This is a genomic window from Flavimaribacter sediminis, from assembly GCF_019492055.1.
GTDB classification, from domain to species: domain Bacteria; phylum Pseudomonadota; class Alphaproteobacteria; order Rhizobiales; family Rhizobiaceae; genus Flavimaribacter; species Flavimaribacter sediminis.
The window spans coordinates 510,346-531,509 of sequence record NZ_JAICBX010000004.1 but is presented as its reverse complement, the minus strand read 5'-3'; the positions used below and the strand labels follow the sequence as shown (position 1 = coordinate 531,509).

The 21,164-nt window shown below is 58.4% G+C and carries 16 protein-coding genes; 8 read left to right on the top strand and 8 right to left on the bottom strand.

Annotated features, from left to right (window positions below; genetic code table 11):
- Window positions 1-2 precede the first annotated feature (2 nt).
- From K1W69_RS21550 to K1W69_RS21535, 4 genes are all read left to right on the top strand, one after another.
- Complete coding sequence (locus tag K1W69_RS21550) at window positions 3-2,009, top strand: ABC transporter permease (protein ID WP_220230499.1); 2,007 nt, start codon at window positions 3-5, stop codon at window positions 2,007-2,009.
- Window positions 2,009-2,881 (top strand): phosphotransferase, encoded by an 873-nt coding sequence (locus K1W69_RS21545; protein WP_220230607.1) that lies wholly within the window; start codon window positions 2,009-2,011, stop codon window positions 2,879-2,881. The genes K1W69_RS21550 and K1W69_RS21545 overlap by 1 nt, the downstream gene beginning before the upstream one ends.
- Window positions 2,882-2,894: 13 nt before the next feature.
- Complete coding sequence (locus K1W69_RS21540; RefSeq protein ID WP_220230498.1) at window positions 2,895-5,345, top strand: GcvT family protein; 2,451 nt, start codon at window positions 2,895-2,897, stop codon at window positions 5,343-5,345.
- Between the two features lie 556 nt (window positions 5,346-5,901).
- Window positions 5,902-7,632: a sensor histidine kinase gene (locus K1W69_RS21535; RefSeq protein WP_220230497.1), complete on the top strand. Its 1,731-nt coding sequence runs from the start codon at window positions 5,902-5,904 to the stop codon at window positions 7,630-7,632.
- Between the two features lie 12 nt (window positions 7,633-7,644).
- On the opposite strand, the gene K1W69_RS21530 is transcribed toward K1W69_RS21535, so the two are convergent.
- Both K1W69_RS21530 and K1W69_RS21525 read right to left on the bottom strand, forming a co-directional pair.
- Window positions 7,645-8,301, bottom strand: a complete 657-nt coding sequence (locus K1W69_RS21530; protein ID WP_220230496.1) for a response regulator transcription factor — start codon at window positions 8,299-8,301, stop codon at window positions 7,645-7,647.
- A gap of 73 nt (window positions 8,302-8,374) precedes the next feature.
- Window positions 8,375-9,952: an FMN-binding glutamate synthase family protein gene (locus K1W69_RS21525; RefSeq protein WP_220230495.1), complete on the bottom strand. Its 1,578-nt coding sequence runs from the start codon at window positions 9,950-9,952 to the stop codon at window positions 8,375-8,377.
- 378 nt (window positions 9,953-10,330) lie between these two features.
- On the opposite strand from K1W69_RS21525, the gene K1W69_RS21520 reads away from it, so the two are divergent.
- The 4 genes from K1W69_RS21520 to K1W69_RS21505 all read left to right on the top strand — a co-directional run bounded on the left by K1W69_RS21520 (window position 10,331) and on the right by K1W69_RS21505 (window position 15,067).
- Window positions 10,331-10,768, top strand: a complete 438-nt coding sequence (locus K1W69_RS21520) for a DUF992 domain-containing protein (protein WP_220230494.1) — start codon at window positions 10,331-10,333, stop codon at window positions 10,766-10,768.
- A gap of 317 nt (window positions 10,769-11,085) precedes the next feature.
- Window positions 11,086-11,517, top strand: coding sequence for a hypothetical protein (locus K1W69_RS21515; protein ID WP_220230493.1), 432 nt, complete (start codon window positions 11,086-11,088; stop codon window positions 11,515-11,517).
- A gap of 165 nt (window positions 11,518-11,682) precedes the next feature.
- The gene (locus tag K1W69_RS21510; protein ID WP_220230492.1) at window positions 11,683-13,716 is read left to right on the top strand and encodes an NADPH-dependent 2,4-dienoyl-CoA reductase; all 2,034 of its coding nucleotides are present in this window, start codon (window positions 11,683-11,685) and stop codon (window positions 13,714-13,716) included.
- 76 nt (window positions 13,717-13,792) lie between these two features.
- Window positions 13,793-15,067 carry a glycosyltransferase gene (locus K1W69_RS21505; protein ID WP_220230491.1) on the top strand — a complete coding sequence of 425 codons (1,275 nt, stop codon included), beginning with the start codon at window positions 13,793-13,795 and terminating at the stop codon, window positions 15,065-15,067.
- 10 nt (window positions 15,068-15,077) lie between these two features.
- Here K1W69_RS21505 and K1W69_RS21500 read toward each other — a convergent pair whose 3' ends face one another.
- The 6 genes from K1W69_RS21500 to K1W69_RS21475 form a co-directional block, all read right to left on the bottom strand.
- Window positions 15,078-16,832, bottom strand: coding sequence for an acyl-CoA thioesterase (locus tag K1W69_RS21500; protein WP_220230490.1), 1,755 nt, complete (start codon window positions 16,830-16,832; stop codon window positions 15,078-15,080).
- A 244-nt stretch (window positions 16,833-17,076) separates the two neighbouring features.
- Entirely contained in the window at window positions 17,077-17,439 is a 363-nt protein-coding gene (locus K1W69_RS21495; RefSeq protein ID WP_220230489.1) for a VOC family protein, read from the bottom strand.
- A 76-nt stretch (window positions 17,440-17,515) separates the two neighbouring features.
- Window positions 17,516-18,139, bottom strand: coding sequence for a TetR/AcrR family transcriptional regulator (locus tag K1W69_RS21490; RefSeq protein ID WP_220230488.1), 624 nt, complete (start codon window positions 18,137-18,139; stop codon window positions 17,516-17,518).
- 269 nt (window positions 18,140-18,408) lie between these two features.
- Complete coding sequence (locus K1W69_RS21485) at window positions 18,409-18,852, bottom strand: hypothetical protein (RefSeq protein WP_220230487.1); 444 nt, start codon at window positions 18,850-18,852, stop codon at window positions 18,409-18,411.
- Window positions 18,853-18,994: 142 nt separating this feature from the next.
- Window positions 18,995-20,431, bottom strand: a complete 1,437-nt coding sequence (locus K1W69_RS21480) for an ATP-binding protein (RefSeq protein ID WP_220230486.1) — start codon at window positions 20,429-20,431, stop codon at window positions 18,995-18,997.
- Window positions 20,428-21,156 (bottom strand): response regulator, encoded by a 729-nt coding sequence (locus K1W69_RS21475; protein WP_220230485.1) that lies wholly within the window; start codon window positions 21,154-21,156, stop codon window positions 20,428-20,430. The genes K1W69_RS21480 and K1W69_RS21475 overlap by 4 nt, the downstream gene beginning before the upstream one ends.
- Window positions 21,157-21,164: the final 8 nt, after the last annotated feature.

Here is a 21,164-nt window from a genome sequence, read left to right as displayed (position 1 = left end):
CGATGCGGCTCTTGCGCGCCATCAGTCCTTCCGGCTGGTTCTGGATCGGGGCCTTCGCCATATCGCTGTTTCTGGCCGAACACGCAAAGAGCTGGTCGCGCGCCCATGACATGCGATGGCTCATGGACACGCCGCGTGCAATCCGCTTTCCGATCAAGGACGATATTTCGGATTTCATGGATTGGCTTGTCAACAGCGCCACATTCGGCCTGTTCACCTTCACCCAGTTCACGCGCGCGATCTCCTGGCTGATCGAGCAGCCCTATCTGCTCGTCAAATCCATGCTGGTGACGGGCTGGGTCGAGGGATTCGGCGACAACGCCGTGCAACTCCTGCCGCCTTTCAGCTGGATCGCCGTCATCGTCACGGTGTTCGCCATGGGGTACTATGCGCGCAATCTGTGGCTCGGTCTGTTCGTTGCGGCGTGTTTCCTTTACCTGGCGATTTTCGGCCAGTGGGAAAGCGCAATGGTGACGCTGTCATCCATCCTGATCGCCGTGCCGATCGGGGTCGCTGGCGGCCTCCTCCTCGGGATCCTCGCCTATCGCTGGCGCTGGTTCAATCTGGCGATTTCGCCGGTGCTCGACCTCATGCAGACGGTGCCGATCTTCGCCTATCTGGTGCCAATCCTGTTCCTATTCGGTTTCGGCCCGGTAGCCGCCCTGCTCGCAACCATCATCTACGCCATGCCGCCCATGGTTCGCATCACGACGCTGGCGCTGAAATCGGTTCCGGAGGAAATCCGCGAATTCGGACTGATGGCCGGCTGCACGAACCGGCAAATGACGTGGAAAGTCCTGGTTCCCGCCGCAAACCGCAGCCTGATGGTCGGCGTCAACCAGGTCATCATGCTCTCGCTCAACATGGTGATCATCGCGTCGATGATCGGCGCTGGCGGCCTGGGCTACGACGTGCTGACGTCGCTGCGCCGGCTCGATATCGGCGGCGGCCTTGAGGCAGGCGTCGCCATTGTTGTCCTGGCGATCGCGCTCGACCGTCTGAGCCAGGCCTTCGCAGACCGCAATCCACCCGATCATTCCGCCCTGCCCGCCAGTCCGGTCCGTCGTCATCCGTGGATCACGACATGTCTCCTCGTGGCGCTTGGAACAGGCCTGGCAGGTCTCTTTCTGCCGGCGCTGCAAACCTATCCGCGGGAATTGTGGCTCACGACCGGAGACTTCTGGTCGAAGCTCGTGGAATATATCAACGTCAATTTCTTCGATCAGATCGAAGCCGTGAAGACCTTCATGCTGGTGACTTTCCTCGTGCCTGTGAAGCGTTTTCTGCTCGGCCTTCCCTGGCCCTGGGTGATTGCGTTGCTGACATTCGCGGGTTGGCGGCTCGGCCGCTGGCGGCTGGCTCTCCTGGTTTTTCTGATGTCGCTCTTCATCCTGGTCAACGATCTCTGGGACAAGGCGATGGTGACCGTCTACCTGGTTGGCGTGTCGGTTATCATCGCAAGCCTGATCGGCATTCCGATCGGCATCTGGTCGGCCCAGCACAAACGCGCCGACCGCATCGTGGCCGCCGTCATCGACACGCTGCAGACATTGCCGAGCTTCGTCTACCTCATCCCTGTCGTCATGCTGTTTCGCGTCGGGGACTTTTCGGCGATGATAGCGGTCGTTCTCTACGCGCTCGCGCCGGCCGTCCGGTACGCCTCGCACGGCATCAAGTCAGTCGATCCGCAACTGATCGAGGCCGGTATCGTCTCCGGCTGCACGCGGCGACAATTGCTGTGGCGCATCCGGTTGCCGCTGGCGCTGCCGGAAATCATGCTCGGCATTAACCAGACGCTCATGCTTGCGATTTCCATGCTGGTTATCACCGCGCTCGTCGGCACGCGCGAACTCGGCCAGGAAGTCTATATCGCGCTGACCAAGGCCGACACCGGCCGCGGCATCGTCGCCGGCCTGTCGATCGCCTTCATCGCCATCATCGCCGACCGGATGATCGCCGCCGGCGCCGCGCGGGCAAGGAAGCGGCTCGGACTGGAGGAGGCCCGATGATTTCTCCCAGAGACCGCGCAGCATCGCTTGCCTGCTGGAGCGGACCGGTTGACCCGACGCCGCTCGACGGCGGCATTACCAACACCAATTTCGTCGTCGAAGACGCAGGCCGCCGGTTTGTCGTTCGCATCGGCGAGGACATTCCCATCCACCAGGTAATGCGTTTCAACGAGCTGGCGGCCAGCCGCGCCGCGCATGCTGCGGGCATTTCGCCGGCGGTTCATCATGCCGAGGCGGGCGCCCTTGTACTTGACTTCGTCGAGGGCAAAACACTGTCGGAAGAAGACGTGCGCCGGCAACCCGTGCTCGAGCGCATCGTTCCGGTGATCGCACAATGCCACCGCGAAATCCCCAAACATCTGCGCGGCCCGGCGCTCGCATTCTGGGTCTTTCACGTTCTACGCGATTATGCGGCGACGATCGCCGAAGGCGAAAGTCCCCACACGGATCTGCTGCCGATGTTGATGAAACGCGCAGAGCGTCTGGAGGAACGGGTTGGCCCTGTGACGCTCGTCTATGGTCATAATGACCTCCTGCCCGCGAATTTCATCGACGACGGCGACCGTATCTGGCTGATCGACTGGGATTACGCCGGGTTCAATTCACCGCTGTTCGACCTTGGCGGCCTGGCTTCGAACAACGGGCTATCGCCCATGCAGGAAGACTGGCTGCTCGAAACCTATTTCGAAGCGGCTGTGACAGACGCGCTTCGCGACAGCTACCAGGCCATGAAATGCGCCTCGCTGCTTCGCGAGACAATGTGGTCGATGGTCTCGGAAATCCATTCGAGCATCGATTTCGACTATGCGGCCTACACCCATGAAAATCTTGCCCGTTTCGAAGCAAGTTGGGCTGAGACAGAAACAAGATGAGGAACGACTGACAATGGCTGACTTTCCAACTTCGGCCAGGGCCGTGATCATTGGCGGCGGCATCGTGGGATGTTCGACAGCCTATCATCTGGGGAAACTCGGCTGGACCGACACCGTTCTGCTGGAGCGCAAGAAGCTGACTTCCGGCACGACCTTCCACGCCGCGGGCCTCGTCGGCCAGTTGCGCTCGAGCGCCAACATCACCCAGATGCTGGGCAATTCCGTGGAACTCTACAAGTCTCTGGAGGCCGAAACCGGACAGGCCACGGGGTGGAAGATGAATGGCGGCCTGCGTCTTGCCTGCAACAAGGAACGCTGGACGGAAGTCAAACGACAGGCGACGACCGCGCATTCCTTCGGCCTGGAAATGCAGCTTCTCACACCGCGCGAAGCGCAGGACCTGTGGCCGATCATGGACATTTCCGATGTCGTCGGCGCCGCTTTCCTGCCGACTGACGGCCAGGCGAATCCGTACGACATAACCCAGGCGCTGGCCAAGGGCGCGCGCATGTCCGGCGTTTCGATCTTCGAGGACACGAAGGTTCTGAAGATCCTGACGCGCGACGGCAAGGTTGTCGGCGTGGAGACCGATAAAGGCGCGATCGCGTGCGAAAAGGTGATCTGCTGCGCCGGACAGTGGACGCGCACCTTGGCTGCCACCGTCGGCGTCAACGTGCCCCTGGTGTCGGTCGAGCACCAGTACATGGTGACCGAACCGATCGAGGGCGTAACGAACAGCCTGCCGACTTTGCGCGACCCGGACAGACTGACCTATTACAAGGAGGAAGTCGGCGGGCTCGTCATGGGCGGATATGAGTCCAATCCAATCCCCTGGGCGATAGACGGCATCCCCGAGGATTTCCACTACACGCTGCTCGATTCGAATTTCGACCATTTCGAGCCGATGGTGGAACTGGCGCTCGGACGCGTTCCGGCTCTGGAAACGGCGGGCGTCAAGGAACTTGTCAACGGGCCGGAGAGCTTTACCCCGGACGGCAATTTCATTCTCGGCGAAGCCCCCGAGCTGGGGAACTTCTTCGTCGGCGCGGGTTTCAACGCTTTCGGCATCGCCGCCGGTGGCGGCGCCGGGCAAGCCCTGGCCGAATGGGTGACGATGGGAGAGCCGCCCTACGACCTGTGGCCGGTCGATATCCGACGCTTTGGACGACCGCATTTCGACACGGACTGGGTGCGCACGCGAACACTCGAGGCCTATGGCAAGCACTACACCATGGCCTGGCCCCACGAGGAGAACAGTTCGGGACGGCCGTGTCGTCGATCGCCGCTCTACAGCCAGATGAAAGACGCAGGCGCGTGTTTCGGAGAAAAGCTTGGATGGGAGCGGCCAAACTGGTTCGCCGACCTCGCCGCGGGCGAAGAACCGCGAGACGTTTACAGTTTCGGTCGCCAGAACTGGTTTGGCGCCGTCGCCAGGGAACATGAAGCCGCGCGCACGGATGCGGTGCTCTTCGACCAGAGTTCGTTCGCGAAATTCAAGCTGGTCGGCCCCGATGCGGAGGCGGCGCTTTCCTGGATCTGCGCCAATGACGTCGCAAAGCCCGTCGGTTCGTTGACCTATACCCAGATGCTCAATGATCACGGCGGCATAGAATGCGACCTTACGGTTGCGCGCATCGCTCAGGACGAATTCTATATCGTCACCGGCACGGGCTTCGCCACCCGCGACTTCGACTGGATCAGGCGCAATATCCCCGACGGAGTGAACGCGCAGCTCGTTGACGTGACGTCGGCCTATGCGGTGCTGTCGCTGATGGGACCTAAATCGAGGGATATCCTGCAAGCCGTCACCAAAGCCGATATCGGCAACGACGCCTTCCCCTTCGGCAAGGTTCGGTCAATCGGAATTGCAGGCGCGATCGTCATGGCGCTGCGCGTGACCTATGTCGGAGAACTCGGATGGGAGCTGCACATTCCGTCAGAATACGCTATCGCCGTATTCGAGGCGCTGCAGGGGGAAGGCAAACCTCATGGTCTGCGCAATGCCGGATACAGGGCGATCGAATCACTGCGCCTGGAAAAGGGATACCGTGCATGGGGTTCGGATATCGGCCCCGATCACACTCCGCTGGAAGCTGGTCTCGGGTGGGCCGTCAAACTCAGGAAGAACATTGACTTCAAAGGTCGCCGGGCAATCGAGAAACAGCGTTCGGAAGGTGTTCGCAAAATGCTGGCCTGTTTCACCGTCGATGACCCCGAAATTATCCTGCTCGGACGCGAGACGATTTTCCGAAATGGCGAACGCGTCGGCTGGCTGACGTCCGGCGGTTTCGGCCATCACCTGCAAACGCCGATCGGATATGGCTATGTCCGCAATCCCGAGGGCGTCGACGCCGACTTTGTGCTTTCGGGCGAATACGAACTGGAAATCGCAACGGAGCGGGTTCCATGCGCAGTCACGCTCGATGTGCTCTATGACCCCCAAATGCTCAGGGTCAAATCCTGAGCATTTCCCGGCTGAACGTACAGAATTGACATTCGCCGGCGACGCAGTGCGGAAAATCGATTCGGTGATGAAAGAAGAGGGGGAAAGCGGCAGCCATCCGTTGAGGCGGAACTTCTGGCCCCGCTTTCCCTTTTGATGCAACCCGGGCGACATGGGTCACACTCAAAACATTTTTCCCCGATGCGTTGTATTCCGCTATCAGGGACAGATCACGTTTCCTTCAACCATACGAAGAAATTTTGGTAACCGGCTAATCAGAAAAATCCGCATCCAATTTCGCCGAAAACCTTTCCTCCCAAGGTCTCAAGCAGCCCGGAGATTATGCAACCATTGCGACTGACGCAATCACCCGAACGGGTGATGGGATCTCTGTCGCCACATCTATAGTGTTGGTTTCACACAATATATTAGGACAACCATGCATAGGCAGGTTGATTGTTTGGTAAAAAAAAATTGACAAAACAGGTGTTTCGGTTGAATCGCTAGTAAGAATATTTTTTTGCTTACGATTTTGATTGTCTAGTCGCATTGTTTGTAGTCACGATTTGGAATCAGCTTGCAAAATTCGATTGATGAAATACAGGTTAAAATTGCGATCATGGAGCAGCTGGCCCGGCGCGCTCCGATATCCGTCGCGACATCCATCGTGTTCGCTTCTATTGCAGCGATTTTTTTTGCATTCTCGAATACGGTTCCGGAAATCATAACCTGGTGGCTGGTCATCTTCCTGTGCTGCATTCCCCCGATGCTCTACGTGCTTGCACAGCGCACGTTTCCATTCAACAGCGGGAATATCGAAAGTTACCAATTTCTACACACTTGCAATGCAGGCATTTCGGGGTTCGCCTGGGGCGTTGGCATCGCGATATTGGCCGATCCCACATCGAATTATTCCCTGACATCATCGTTTCTGCTGCTTTCCTGCTACGTCATTGCAGCGATTCTTGTTCTCGGAGACTTCTACCGCTCATATATTGTGTTGCTCGCCACGGGGCTCGCGCCTTTCGGTTTTGCCATGCTGATGCACGGAAGCATCCAGTCATCGGCGGTCGCCGCAGTCGCGCTGCTGCTGATCCTGATTATCAGTTATTCCGTCAGGGTGATCAGTCAAAACCGCTACAGGAAAATACGGGCGCAACTCGAGAACCAGCTTTTTCTCTCACAGCTGCAGCAACAACGCGACGCCATCCAGCGTGTCAACGAGTATAAAAGCAGCTTTCTCGCCGCGACCAGCCACGACATGGCGCAGCCGCTCGAAGCGCAGGGCAATTTCATCGCTTCCCTTCGACGTCTGCTCAAGAACCGGGAAGAGCGTGAATTGCTGGCGAAGATCGAAGACAGCTGGAGAAGCATGAAAAATCTGCTTGAAGGCCTGACCGACATTTCAAGCATAGACGCAGCCACCATCATGCCACGGCCAACGGAGATCGACCTGAGCGATCTGATCGAACGTCTTGTCGATGAAATCAGCATCAAAGCGCGCAGGAAATCCCTGAATTTGAACACCGAACTCGAACCATGCACCGTTTATACCGACGCAACGTTGCTTGAAAGGATCCTGCGCAATGTACTGTCCAACGCCGTCAAGTTCACGCCTTCGCGCGGCCGGATAGACATCGGCGTGGAGTGCTTCGGAAACCAGGCCGTGATTTCGATCGCCGACACAGGCCCGGGCGTCCCGTCGGACAAGCATGTGGCTATTTTCAAGGACTATGTGCAACTCGGCGCCCCGGGCCGCGGGAGCGATATGGGGCTGGGGCTCGGACTTTCCATTGTCAAACGGCTGTGCGAACTGCTGGATATCGAGATGGATTTCCGATCCGCGCCCGGCGCGGGCACACGCTTCAGTTTCCGGCTGCCCCCGAATCACGCCGAAACCGCGAGACTGCCGGCGCCCTACCCAAGTCTTGAACCTTTGCGAAAGCGTCTGCTCGTCATCACCCCGGACAAGATGCTGCGCGAAGACATCTCCAGAACGCTGTCGGAATGGCAATGCGAGGTCTATTGCAGCGGCAACGCAGAAGAGGCGTTCCGTATCATTCGAACGACCGGATCGATGCCCGATGTCGCTATCGTCAGTCTGGACGGCCCGGAGAAAACCGGTGAAACCGTGGTCAGCCTGCGCTCTGAAATGTCGTCGACGATTCCTGCGATCGTCCTGCGCCATGAAGGCGACGGACCGCCGCCTGACCTGGACCGCACGACCGTGCTCGATGCGCCCCATTCCAACAGAAAACTGCACGAGGCCGTGCTTGCCGCATCGGCTTCGAGCCTTGCGGCGGAATAGCCGGTCGTTACATCATGATATGAGGCCGGTCTGCTGCGCGCGCCGGATACAGGCCGCCCTCGTCCCGACATTCAAGACCTTGAAAATGTGCTTGAGATGCGATTTTACCGTATTCTCGCTGATGTTCAGCGCGTAGGCGACTTCCCTGTTGGAATGGCCGTCGGCAATCAGGTTCAGGACTTCGATCTGGCGCTCGCTCAACTGTGAATCGGGCTGTACGGCGTTGCCGCCACGCATGGCATAGCGGTCCTGCTCGAAAAGATCCCATAATTGCGGCGGCAAGTAAGTCTCTCCGGCGAATACCGTATCGAGCGCATCCGACAACATTGCCTGGGTCGCGGTTTTTGGAATGAAGCCCTGGGCGCCCAGCCGTAGCGCCTCCTCCACCGGCGGGGCAGTGTGGACCCCCGACACGATAAGCACCGGCATCTTGAACCCTCGCGACCTGAGCGCCTTGACGAAGGCGATTCCGTTCAGGTTTTCCATGATGAGATCTGAAATGATCAGATCGAACAATCCGCCGTCGGCCAGAACCTCGATTGCGTCCAGCGGCGAGTTGAAAACGGTGCAGCGATACGTATCGTCCATGTCGGCGAGCAAGTGCGACAAACCGTCGGCGAACATCTCATGGTCGTCGATAATCGCGATCTCGACTGTTTTTTCAGCCATCGCACCTTGTCCGTGCGTCGGCCATTCGCTCTGCGCCCAGGGACCACTTTCGCCGCAACACCAAATACACTCCTCAGAAAGCTTCGGCGCTGGCGCGCCGCCAGTGATCCGCGAACGCCGGCCGCACATTGTCGCCCAGAAGCTCATCCGGATCCAGGGTTTCCTGTATCTGGGTGATTGTGCGCTCTGTCTCGTCGGCGACGCGCCGGTGGATTGCCGACGCATCGAGATCAGATGGTTTTTCGAGCCCCATCGCGCCAATCAGGTCAAGGAAACTCTCGATCGTCGCCTTGTGGAAACTGGCGACCCTGTGTTGGCGCAAATTGATATCGACGGCCTGGGCGCGCTTGCGATCCTGGGTGGCTACCCCCGATGGACAGGTGTTGGTGTTGCAGCGCACGGCCTGAATGCAACCCAGGGCGAACATCATCGGACGCGCCATGTTGCACATGTCGGCGCCGAGCGCGATCTTTTCGATCATGTCAAATCCTGTGACTATCTTGCCGCTGGCGATGATGCGGATCTTGTCGCGCACACCCGCTCCGACGAGGCAGGAATGGACAAAGTGAAGCCCCTCGTCGATAGGCACGCCCAACCGGTCGGTAAACTCGACCGGCGCAGCGCCAGTGCCGCCCTCCGCGCCATCAACCGTGATGAAGTCCGGGAGGTTGCCCGTCTTCAGCATCGCCTTGACGATCCCCATAAATTCGTGTTTGCGACCAATGCACAATTTGAAACCGACCGGCTTGCCGCCGCTGAGCTCGCGCAGTTGCACCACGAAATCCAGCAAACCCTCCGGTGTCGAGAATGTCTTGTGCGCGGGAGGCGAGATCACGTCCTTGCCCATCGGAACGCCGCGAATTTCCGAAATTTCCTTGTCGACCTTTGGCGCCGGGAGCACGCCGCCGTGCGCCGGTTTTGCACCCTGTGAAAGCTTGATCTCGATCATCTTTACAACATCGAGCTTCGCCTTTTCCGCAAATTTGTCCGGATCGAAATCACCATCTACTGTACGGCATCCGAAGTAACCGGTCCCGACCTGGAAAAAGATGTCTCCGCCGCCCGCCAGATGATATGGGCTCAATCCACCTTCCCCGGTGTTGTGCGCGAAGTTGCCAAGGCGGGCGCCGGCGTTCAGCGCGTGGATGGCGTTCGGGCTGAGCGCTCCGAAACTCATTGCGGATATGTTCAGGCGAGACGCTGAATAGGGTTTCTGGCATTGCGGCCCGCCAACAAGCACCCGAGCGGATTCGGGATCGGCCTTCTTGGGCGCAAGGGAATGGCTCGCCCTTCTGAATCCCACATCCAGTATGTCGTATTGGGTGCCGAAGGGCTGCGTTTCAATCGTGCCGTCGGCGCGCGCGTACACCAGACGTCTCTGCAGCCTGTTGTAGGGTCTTCCGCTCTCATTGCTTTCGATGAAATATTGCTGGATCTCGGGGCTGATGAACTCGAACGCGTAACGAAGATGCCCGATGACCGGATAGTTGCGCAGAACATTGTGTTGCGCCCAGTGGATATCGAATATTCCGAGCGCCACGAACGGAACGACGATCACGAGAAGCCACCAGAACGGCGCCCACAGTTGCGCCAGAAGAGCAACAATGACGAGCGCCGCCACGGCCGTTATATAGAATATGTTGCGAACCACGAATTTCCTCCCGTCGGTTTTGCTTCGGCTGGATTGACACCGGCTCTGTATGGCGTGACCAAAATGTCTTTCCCCAATCCTGAAACGGTCGCCGACCCTGCAAATCTAAAAAGCACATATCGCATTTATCGGCATGGACCGTGAGTGTTGCATAAGTGTATCAACAATCAGTTTCTTTGGAACAGGTGTATTGAACTGCGAGTTGAACACAATCCGGCCCAAGTTTAGAGCAAAACCCAAGCCACCCTGAAAACCGGTAATGCGTCCGAGAATCATGCCAACAAGGAGCTCATGATGAAACCAGGCAAAACAGCCGCAGCAATCGCGCTTGCAATCACAACAGCATTTTCATCTGCGCCGATTGTTTCGGCAGCAGACATGACCAGAGGAGCCCCCGCCCCTGCGCCAGCCTACAAGGAACGATTCGTCAAGATCGGTGTCCTGAGCTGCCTCAACGACGGCAGTTTCGGCTGGATCATTGGATCCCACAAGGACCTTCAGTGCCGGTTCGAAGGTCAGGGAAGCCGTGAACTTTATGCGGGCTCGATGACCAAGGTCGGCGCCGATATCGGCTTCACCGCCAAGGAAAAGCTCGTATGGGCGGTCTACGCGCCAAGCCATCAGGTGCGCCCCGGCACATTGTCCGGCACCTATGTCGGCCTGTCGGCGAACGCCGAAGTCGGACTGGGCCTCGGCGCGAATGTGCTCGGCGGCAACTTCCGGGACAATATCAATCTTGTTCCGCTTAGCGTCAGCGGCAGCATTGGATTGAGAGCCACCGCTGCGATCGGCGCGCTGACGCTGACCCGGTTCTGATCCAGGAAACGATCTGAATATTGAAGCGTCCGCTGTTTTCAGCGGGCGCTTTTTTTGTCTGACGCCGCCATTTGAAACAGTCGATAACTTACTCAATCGTAATGAAATGCAGGTTGATATCGCCGCTGCTGACTCCGATATCGAATAAAGGAAGTGAGTAAGGACCAAGACATGAACAACCGACTTGCAAGGGGAAAGGAGACGCTCCCGGACATCTAGAACATCAACCAACCGACGGAAACTGGTCGTTTCCCACCGCCGGCAAACTGCAGCCTCCGATTGCTGTCGCAATCGCGCCGCTCAAGTGAGGCAATGCCATGTTGTACGCAAACTCATACAAGGACCCAGAGGACTACATCGCCATCAATCCCAACTTTCGGGCAGTCGACGTAAGCCGCAAAAAGGTGCTGCTGCGCGGAAAGCGCAAATCGGTCAAACTGCCCGGAGAACTTAATGTCGAACTCGTCTCTCTGATGGACGGCTCATTGCGGCGGGACGAAATCAAGAACCTGCTGAGCGCGACATTCGATCAGGCGTTGGTGGAAGAGTCCATCAGCCAAATGATCGACAGCGGTTACGCCATCTACTCGCCGTCTGCGCAGAACGCATCGGACACCGCGCGGCGAATGCTAAGCGCACTTATCGCAAACAGGGAAAGATGGTCAGAATCGCCGAGGATCCGCTATACTGCGGACGGCGTGATGAGACCCGCTTCCGGCAGCCGCCGGCGGCGCCGCGCAACGAAGTGATATCGGTGGGAGGATCATCGAAGTTCAGATCCTGGAGCGCCCGGCCAGCGGATGGACAATCCCGGCCGGGACTATTGCACAGCGGCAAGCCCCAGACAGGAAGCCGCCGGCAACGAACGAACAATCATTCAAATCGCAAGCAAAAAGCCAGCAGGAAACGTCTTAATGTCGCACTATCCGCATATCTTCAGGCCGCTCCCTCTCGGTTTCACAACATTGCCGAACCGCATCCTCATGGGATCGATGCACACCGGGCTTGAAGACCGTGGCGCGCATGATCGTGTCGCCGCCTACTTCGCGGAGCGCGCCCGGGGCGGCGTCGGCCTGATCGTCACCGGAGGCGTGGCGCCGAATGTCGAAGGTTCGGCGTTCCCGAATGCCGGCAAACTCTCGGAAACAGTCGAAATCGCCCATCACCTGCCCGTGACGCGCGCCGTCCACGACGAAGGCGGCAGAATAGCCATGCAGATCCTCCATACCGGGCGCTACGCCTACCATCCCGGCGCGGTGTCGGCGTCCGGCGTCAAGTCGCCGATCTCTCCCTTCGCGCCGATTGAGCTAGATGAGGCGGGGATCGAGAAGCAGATCGCCGATTTCGCAAATTGCGCGACGCTTGCCCGCGAAGCCGGCTATGACGGCGTCGAAATCATGGGGTCGGAAGGCTACTTCATCAACCAGTTCCTGGTTACCCATACCAACAAACGGGAGGATGACTGGGGCGGATCCTATGCCAACCGGATGCGGCTGCCGATCGAAATCGTCAAACGCGTCCGCGCCGCCGTCGGCGACGATTTTATCATCATATACCGCCTTTCAATGATCGATCTCGTGCCGGACGGCTCGACGTGGGAGGAAGTTGTTCAGCTCGCAAAGGCGATAGAGGCGGCCGGCGCCTCCATCATCAACACCGGCATCGGCTGGCATGAGGCGCGCATTCCAACCATCGCCACCTCGGTGCCGCGCCGCGCCTTCGCCTGGGTCACCAAACGCATGATGGGCGAAGTGAACATTCCGCTTGTCACCTCCAACCGCATCAACACGCCGGAGGTCGCAGAAGAGGTCCTGGCGGACGGCTGCGCCGATATGGTCTCCATGGCCCGTCCATTTCTCGCCGACGCATATTTTGTCAAAAAGGCGCAGGAAGGCCGGGCCGACGAAATCGCGCCATGCATCGCCTGCAACCAGGCCTGCCTCGACCATACATTCCAGCTCAAGACATCAACCTGCCTGGTCAATCCGCGGGCCTGTAACGAGACCGAACTTGTCTACGAAAAAACGGGCGATCCAAAATCGATAGCAATCATCGGCGCCGGTCCGGCGGGACTGTCCACGGCGATTGTCGCGGCGGAACGAGGCCACCGGGTGACGCTGTTCGACAAGGCCGCTGAAATAGGCGGGCAGTTGAACATGGCCAAGAAGGTCCCCGGCAAGGAGGAGTTTTACGGCCTTATCGACTATTACAGGCGACAGCTTGAACTCAAACAGGTGAAGGTGGTTCTCGGCGCCACGGTCGACGCCAACATGCTACGCGAGCAGGGATATGACGAGATCATCATCGCGACCGGCGTGCTTCCCCGCGTCCCCGAGATTTCAGGCCTCGATCATCCTAAAGTGCTGACCTATGTCGACGTGCTCGCAGGCAATGCGAAGGTCGGCGGCAAGGTGGCCGTTATCGGCGCCGGCGGCATCGGCTTCGACGTCTGTGAGTTTCTCGCCCATGAAGGCGCATCGCCGACAGAGGATCTGGACCTCTGGAAACACGAATGGGGCGTCAGCGATCCTGCGGTCGATCGCAGCGGCTTGTCTCCGGAGGGGCCGCAACCGGCTCCCTCCCCGCGCGAAATCACACTGCTTCAGAGAAAATCGAAAAAGCACGGCGCCAGTCTTGGAAAGACGACGGGTTGGATTCACCGCGCATCGTTGCTGATGAAACACGTGAAGATGGTGGGCAACGTCAATTACGAGGAGATTGGCGACCGCGGCCTGAAGATTTCATTCGGGGAAGACCGCCGTGACCCGCAATGGCTGGACGTCGATACGGTCGTGATCTGCGCCGGTCAATTGTCCGACAACGGCCTGGCTGACGGGCTTGCCGCTGTCGGGATTTCCAGCCATGTCATCGGCGGCGCCGATGTGGCGGCGGAACTGGACGCGAAACGGGCAATCGACCAGGGCAGCCGGCTGGCCGCCGCGCTATAGCATCGCGGCCGTTCACAGCTGCGCCTTGCGCGGCGACGGCCAATTTCCTACCTGACTCCGGTCAGGGACAGGAAACATGAAGATTTTCATCGCATCCATCGGCACCCGCGGCGATGTCCAGCCCTATGTGGCTCTTGGCAAAGGGTTGCAAGCCGCCGGTCACACCGTAACGCTGGCGACCTGCGAGCGCTTTCGTGGCTTTGTGGAGGGGCACGGCCTCCGATACGGCTATGTCAACGACGAGATCATGCAGCTCATCGACAGCGATCTCGGCAGGGAATTGATGGAGGACACCAACGGCCTACTGCGCGTGGTCGCAGCCAATTTCCGCCTTATGCGCCAGGTGGGGCCGATGCAGGAGCGCCTTCTCGACGACACATGGAAGGCGGCGCTCAAGGCCGATCCCGATCTGATCCTGTTCCATCCCAAGGCGATCCTGGGACCGGCCATGGCTGAAAAACTCGGCATACCCGCCGTTCTGGCAAGCCCCATTCCGTTCATCGTGCCGACGGGCGATTTTCCATGCGTCGGATTTCCCGCATTGCCTTTGGGTCGGGCCTACAACCGGCTCACCTATGGCCTCGTCAACTTCATCATGAGGCTGATCGCCGGCCGCTATGTGAAAAAGTGGAGAAAGCAGAGCGGAACTCCCGCGAAACGGCGCAATCTGGACCTTCTGCACGATCCGGAAGGCAATATCGCGCCCGCCCTCTTCGGGTACTCCAACCACGTCATTCCAAGGCCGTCCGACTGGCCCGACAATGTTGTGGCGACCGGCTACTGGTTTCTTGACACAGAAGAAGAGTGGCGGCCGCCCGCAGACCTGCTGGACTTTCTCGCTGCCGGCGAACCGCCGATCTATGTCGGTTTCGGCTCCATGTCCGGGCGCAGACCGGAACGCAAGGCGCGTATGATCGTGGAGGCACTGATCAAAAGCGGGCATCGCGGCATACTGGCCCGCGGCTGGGGCGGGCTGGACGCGACCGATCTGCCGGACACCATCATGGCGATCGACGAGGCGCCGCATGACTGGCTGTTTCCGCGCATGGCGGCCGTCGTCCATCATGGCGGCGCCGGAACGACGGCGGCGGGCTTGCGCGCGGGAAGACCGACATTGATATGTCCCTTCTTCGCCGATCAGCCGTTCTGGGGCCGAAAGGTCAACAGGATTGGCGCCGGGCCAGAGCCGATCTGGCAAAAAAAGATGACCGTGGACAGGCTGACGGTCGCATTCGACCGACTCGTCAATGATCAGGCGATGAGAAAAAGGGCCGAGGAGATCGGCGCTCTTATCAGGACGGAAGACGGGATTGGAAACGCCGTAACGTTCATAGGAAATTCGAAACGCTGACGGGGCCGCCCTACACATGCGGCGTGAAGGCGACCACCACGTCGGATGGAATATCCGTCAGGCTGTAATTGTCGGTCGTGACGAACATCAGAGACTGTTCCCCCTCGCCAAGCAGTTCGCGTGAACTGTTGAAGAGCTGGTGTTCGAGTTTCACGAATTTTCGATTGTAGGTCTTGATCCGCAGCCGGACGATGATTTCCTCGAATTCGCGGGCTTCGCGAATAAACTTGTGATTGAAGCTTCGCGTCAGGATGTAGAACGGCGTCTGCTTGAGATCGAAATTCGGCATGCAGCGGCGAAAGAACAGCTCCCGCGCCTTGCCGACCCAGGACACGTAGTTCGCAAAATAGACATTGCCGACGGAATTCGTGTCGGAATAGGTCGCCGTCAGCCTGATCTCGAACCACTTGCCGTCGAACCGCCCGTCGGGATCGAATGCAGGAAGAACGTCGCGGGGCTGCAGGATAACCTGTTCCTTCCGCGAACCTTGCAGAACCTCCATCGCGTCCAGCTTTGGCGCGGGCACGATCTCTTTGCCATCCGTCGATACGGCGCGGCGTCTTTCTATGAGCAGCGGCGATAGCGCTATCAGTCCGGCGATCGTCATCAGCAGAGGAATATCATTGAGATATCCGGCGCTCATGACGAGCAGCGACGCGAGGCCTGCGAACTGGGTCTTCGTGGTAATTTCAGTCCGCTTCGATCCGTCCCAAAGATCATGCAGCAGTATCGCGCTGTAGGGCACGAAGAGAGTCGCATAGACGATCATGAAATATTCCAGGTGACCGCCAACCGACCAGACCAGGACCGCAGCGCCCGAGGCCAGAACAAAGGCGGGCAGCGTCGAATTCAACACACCCTGCGGCATCATGCGCAGCAACGGGTTGTCGCTGGCGTTGACGACCGTCGGCAGGAACCATGAAAGCGCCGACTGGGCGCTGTCGAAGGTCGCCAGAAGGCAAAGCAGAACCCAGACGCAATAGAGGAAAAGCGGCCATCCGCCGACCTGCGACAAAGCCTGCGTTACGGCCGACTGCGCGTGGACGAAACCATCCTTGCCAATGAACATCCCGGCTTCCAGCCCGCCTGTCACCTGCAAGGCGAGAGCGCCATTGAGCATGAGAAGGCAGAAAAAGATGACGCCGCCTAAGGCGAAACTCCGCGCAACCGGAACGTTGCGCTTCTGCATTTCGACGGCTCGTTGCCATTGCTGTATGTCATAGGCCGGCCCGAGGAGGAGACCGACTATCATCGGAAACAGCAGGCCTACAAAAAATGGCAGATCGCCCGTCTGAGTAGACGAAACGGCGGCCGGCCCATTTGCTATCAGCAAGATTGCAGCGGCGACCGCGACGGCAAGATAGACTGCATGCAGCTTGACGAGACGACCTATGCCCGCGAGTTCGCCGGTGAAAACACCGATTGCGAGAATGGAGAGCGCCATGAAAACTGCAGGCGTTGAGGCGAGCGGCACAAGGAAGTAGGAGATCAGGGCAAAAAGGGTGAGTGCGACAGCGGCGATCTGATACAGCGAGAACAGGCTTGCATGGTGTGCAAACGCACTTTCGATCCAGGTCTTGAGAGACGTATTTCTGCCACGGCGACCCGCAATCCATCCAAAGACAACCAGGCTCAACGCGTTGGGGATGGCGAAGCTCAGCAGGCCCGTCCAACCATACAGAAAGGTGAAATGTACGGAAAAAAATAGTCCGAGCCCCCACATCCAGGACAAGGCTACGGACGCACCCCATACAACGCTATTCATACGATACAAACCTCAATACAATACGCCCTACGACATATCCCTATGCCCTCCCCTTTCGAATTTGTTACACTGAAGGATTGTATTTGTACAATTTAATATTTGTATACGTATTTTATTTTAAGTATATTATTGTTTTATTACTTGTTGAATAAAATACAGAAATAAATAATTTAGAATATTATTAAAATATGATGCAATAACGACGCTATCACTGCTGTCGCATTTCATAGAATGATACGACGCATCATTTTCTGAATTCAGGATTGTATATGAGTCCGATGCAGTTGCCCCAGGGGTCCAGCACCGAGGCCGTAACGATCTCGCCTCCAACATTGGTGGGTTCCTCGTGCAGCGTCGCTCCGAGCTTAATGAGACGCGCGACCTCCGCCTCGATGTTCTCGACGCCCCAATAGGTCATGACATTGTCCGATCTGGCTTTGTTTCGGGAATCTGGCAAAAGACCGAGTTCGTACCCGCCAATGTTGAATCCGACATAGAATGGTTCATCAAAATACGGATGGGTCTCGAAGGCTTCCGTGAACCATTTCTTCGCGGCGGCGATGTCATCGACCTTGTAAATACAGGTTCTGAGACCGAGTGCGGGCATGGGGCGACGTTCTCCAAAACAGCATCGAGGAATATATTCCTATATGCACGTCATGGCAACAGTCTGAAGGCGTAAATCAATCCTTGAGCGGGAAAAGGTGGTCCACCATATCGTCGATCAACTCATCCGCGTCCAGCGCAGGCAAGGTCTCGACATAGAGCGGATCTGTCAGCACCGAGGCGGCGCCAACGACGCTGACGATCATGTTCAGATACACGAACTCGACCGGCCTCTCGGGATTCCTGCTCTGGCCCTGGGCGCCCAGTATAGCGCGGGAACTGTGGATATAGAAGGCGGCCAGAACTTCCTTGACGTTGCGTCCCGCCGTGCGACTGACGTCCGGATTGCGAATGACTTCGCTCAACGCCCTGTTGTCGACATGCCAGCGCATGCAGGCGCGCGCCATCGCGCGCAGGCGATGGGCCGGATTGTCGCCAGCCAGATATCCGGCGTCGACGGTCGTCGTCAGCATGTCCTCGTAGGCCTCTTCCATGATCGCGGACAGCAGATCGGCCTTGTTCTTGAAATGGCGGGTGGGCGCCGAATGGGATACATCGAGATCCCGGGCAAGAGCGCGCAGGCTGAGGGCCGCGACCCCTTCGCGGCCGATCACGTCGACGGCGGCGGCGATCAGCTCATCACGCAGATTGCCGTGATGATAGTTCTCGTCGTCGTTCAGTACGTCATAAGCTACGGACATACAGCAATTCACTCAGTTAATGTGGATGCTGACAACATGCTATGCCAGCCCGGCAAGGGCAAGCTTTAGTCGAACACTTACCGTGTGCTGTGGAAAACATTCCGTTATGCGACATATGAAATTTTTAATAATTTCACAGAACACCAAGACAATACTGTCAAAACGGATCCGCCGGCCATCGCCCGGCCGACAAAATTCGGGGTGTGGAAAGACAGTGGTCTTTTGATCACAGTCCGACGGTCGTCAACAATACTTTGTAAACGCTGACATCAGACTCCGTTTTGCTGGTCCTGACGCGCCTTGTCGCGTTTCGCCTTTTTCTGGGCTTCCTTGTAGGCTTCCTCATCGCGGCGAATTTCGTCTTCAGAGAGGCAATTCTTGTCGATGGCTACCTTGGTGATCGCATCGTAACTGCCCTTGTAGCTCGCGAGTTCGGCCTCCTTGTCCTTGCCGACGGCCAGGAGAAACAGCGCCGGCCAGAAAAGCACTACGCCCACTCCGACAGCAACAGCGTCGCCGCCAGCCTTGTTGGCCTGCTGCTTGGTTATCACGCGTACATTGTCGACGATCGTCTGGCGTTCCGACAGGAGCTGATCACACGTGTAGTCCTTGTAGATGGCCGGCGACACATATGTTCCGTCGATTTGGCCGGGCCGCGAAGCGCAGCCGCTCACCAGAGCCAGGCACAGGCCCGACACTATTATCCTGTTCAAAATACATCCCCCGAAACAGTCAAAACAAGTCAATACTTGCGACTAGCCGAAAGGGATGCAGCGCGTCACCCTTCAATTTCTGCGATGAACATGATTTTGTTTATCATGTTGCTTGCGCGACACACCCTGATACGCCTGCAATTCAAGATGGCAGCATGATCTTTGCGGTCAACCCGCCGCCTTTATTGTTTGCAAGCGTTAGAGCGCCGCCATGGGCCTGGACAGAGGATCGGGCGATCGCAAGTCCAAGTCCGATACCGCCGGTTTCCTCGCTGCGAGACGTCTCCAGCCTGACGAAAGGCTCGAAAATGTCGTTCAGGCGTTCCTCTGGAATACCGGGCCCGCTGTCGGTCACGGTTATTTCGACGCCGTCGGTGCGCGGTGTGAAGCCAACCCTGGCCTCTTCGCCATAGCGCAGCGCGTTGTCGATCAGATTGCGAAGCGCGCGCCGGATGGCGATGGGGCGGCATGAAACGACAGTCCGGGCTACATGATCCGGTATGGCAAGGCTGACCGGCTGCCCCATATCCTGATAATCGGCGACGATTGCGTCCAGAAATTCAGCCAGATTGACCCGGCCGAGCGCTTCGCGTTGCGCTTCGTCGCGCGCAAAAGAGAGCGTCGCTTCGACCATGCGCTGCATTTCGTCAAGCGTGGCGATCATCTTGTCGCGATTTTCCTCGTCATCGATGAATTCGGCGCGGATGCGCAGCGAGGTAATCGGAGTCCTCAGATCGTGGCTGATCGCCGCCAGCATGGCTGTGCGATCAGTGATGAACCGGGTCAGCCGCTCCCGCATGACGTTGAAGGCGTAAATGGCGCTGCGCACCTCGGGCGGTCCGGCTTCCTTCAGTTCCTGCGGATCATCGCCCCGGCCGAGCGCGTCCGCGGCCTCGGCCAGTCGCCGCAACGGCTTCGTCAGGCGTCGCACCGTGAAGGCGATGACGAGAATCACGCCAACCGCCATCAAGCCGGCGGCCAGCATTGTCCTGAACAACGAGCCGCGCGGCATGCTGAGGTCGGCCGCCATGTTCAGCCAGTTTCCGTCGTCGAGCTGGATCGACATGGCGAATACAAGGGGGACATTACGCGAATATCGGGGCGGCGGTGGCCGGTCCAAGCGTTCGCGCGGCTTGACCCTGTCCTTTCCGCCTTCGCGGTCCTCACGGCGGTCGCGATGCGGTCTGTAGTGTGGAATCTCGATATCGCGGCCGGCGTCCGTCCGGATCTGCCGTCCGTCGCCGAGCAACCTCTGAAGGCTCTTCAGTATGCGCTCGTTGACGCGCTCCTTTCCGCTATGCTGTAGCAGAGGCTTTTCGGATATCCAGTAATAGAGCAAGGGACTGGAAGCTGCGTTGCGGATCTGCTCGTGAAGCTGCGGCGGCGACTCGTCCAGCAACTCGACAAGGGCCGCGGTGCGCGAGACAACGGTTCCGGCCGCCAATTCCATCAACGCAAGGCGACGCTCATCCGTAAACAGCCAGAGCGCGAAGGCCTGGGATATGATAATGGCCGCAAGCGTCAGCGAGATAAGCTGGGTAGCGAGACTTGGGGGCCACAGCCCGAACCGCCGTTTCATCTGTCCGGCTCCACGACGTCAGCTGTAAAAGAGTAGCCGCCACCCCAGACCGTCTTTATGAGAACCGGGTTCTTCGGATCCTGTTCGATCTTTCGCCTCAACCGGCTGACCTGATTGTCGATCGAACGGTCAAACATGTTGGCTGCGCGACCGGTCGTCAAATCAAGCAGTTGATCGCGCGACAGAACCATCCGGGGACGTTTGAGGAAGGCCACCAGCAATTGGAACTCACCGGTGGACAGCGGCGTGATGACGCCGTCTCCGCCGACCAGATGCCGTTGCGCCATGTCCAGAACCCAATCGCCGAAGCCGAGTTTCTCGCTGGAAACCGGATCGCGCTCCTTCGGCGCCAGGCTCGCCCGGCGCAGCACCGCCTTGATGCGCGCCAGCAATTCGCGGGGATTGAATGGTTTGGTGACATAATCGTCCGCGCCGATCTCCAGCCCGACAACCCTGTCCGTGTCCTCTGCCATTGCTGTCAGAAGGATGACGGGCGTTGCATCGCTTGCGACAAGGTGACGGCACAGCGACAGGCCGTCTTCGCCCGGCATCATGATGTCCAGGACCACGAGGTCTATCACCGCCGCCTTCATGACCTTGCGCGCCTGCGCCGCGCTGTCGGCTGTGCTGGCTCGCATGCCGCTTCTTTTCAGATAGCGGGCGAGAGACTCACGGATGTCGCGATGGTCGTCGACGACCAGTATGTGAGGGGCCATGTCGCTCATTCGGGCTG

Coding starts and splice junctions, on each gene's coding strand:
- K1W69_RS21500 (WP_220230490.1), bottom strand. CDS start 16,832: ATGAATAGCGTTGTATGGGGTGCGTCCGTAGCCTTGTCCTGGATGTGG.
- K1W69_RS21510 (WP_220230492.1), top strand. CDS start 11,683: ATGTCGCACTATCCGCATATCTTCAGGCCGCTCCCTCTCGGTTTCACA.
- K1W69_RS21480 (WP_220230486.1), bottom strand. CDS start 20,431: ATGAAACGGCGGTTCGGGCTGTGGCCCCCAAGTCTCGCTACCCAGCTT.
- K1W69_RS21550 (WP_220230499.1), top strand. CDS start 3: ATGCGGCTCTTGCGCGCCATCAGTCCTTCCGGCTGGTTCTGGATCGGG.
- K1W69_RS21475 (WP_220230485.1), bottom strand. CDS start 21,156: ATGAGCGACATGGCCCCTCACATACTGGTCGTCGACGACCATCGCGAC.
- K1W69_RS21530 (WP_220230496.1), bottom strand. CDS start 8,301: ATGGCTGAAAAAACAGTCGAGATCGCGATTATCGACGACCATGAGATG.
- K1W69_RS21490 (WP_220230488.1), bottom strand. CDS start 18,139: ATGTCCGTAGCTTATGACGTACTGAACGACGACGAGAACTATCATCAC.
- K1W69_RS21540 (WP_220230498.1), top strand. CDS start 2,895: ATGGCTGACTTTCCAACTTCGGCCAGGGCCGTGATCATTGGCGGCGGC.
- K1W69_RS21520 (WP_220230494.1), top strand. CDS start 10,331: ATGACCAGAGGAGCCCCCGCCCCTGCGCCAGCCTACAAGGAACGATTC.
- K1W69_RS21515 (WP_220230493.1), top strand. CDS start 11,086: ATGTTGTACGCAAACTCATACAAGGACCCAGAGGACTACATCGCCATC.
- K1W69_RS21505 (WP_220230491.1), top strand. CDS start 13,793: ATGAAGATTTTCATCGCATCCATCGGCACCCGCGGCGATGTCCAGCCC.
- K1W69_RS21495 (WP_220230489.1), bottom strand. CDS start 17,439: ATGCCCGCACTCGGTCTCAGAACCTGTATTTACAAGGTCGATGACATC.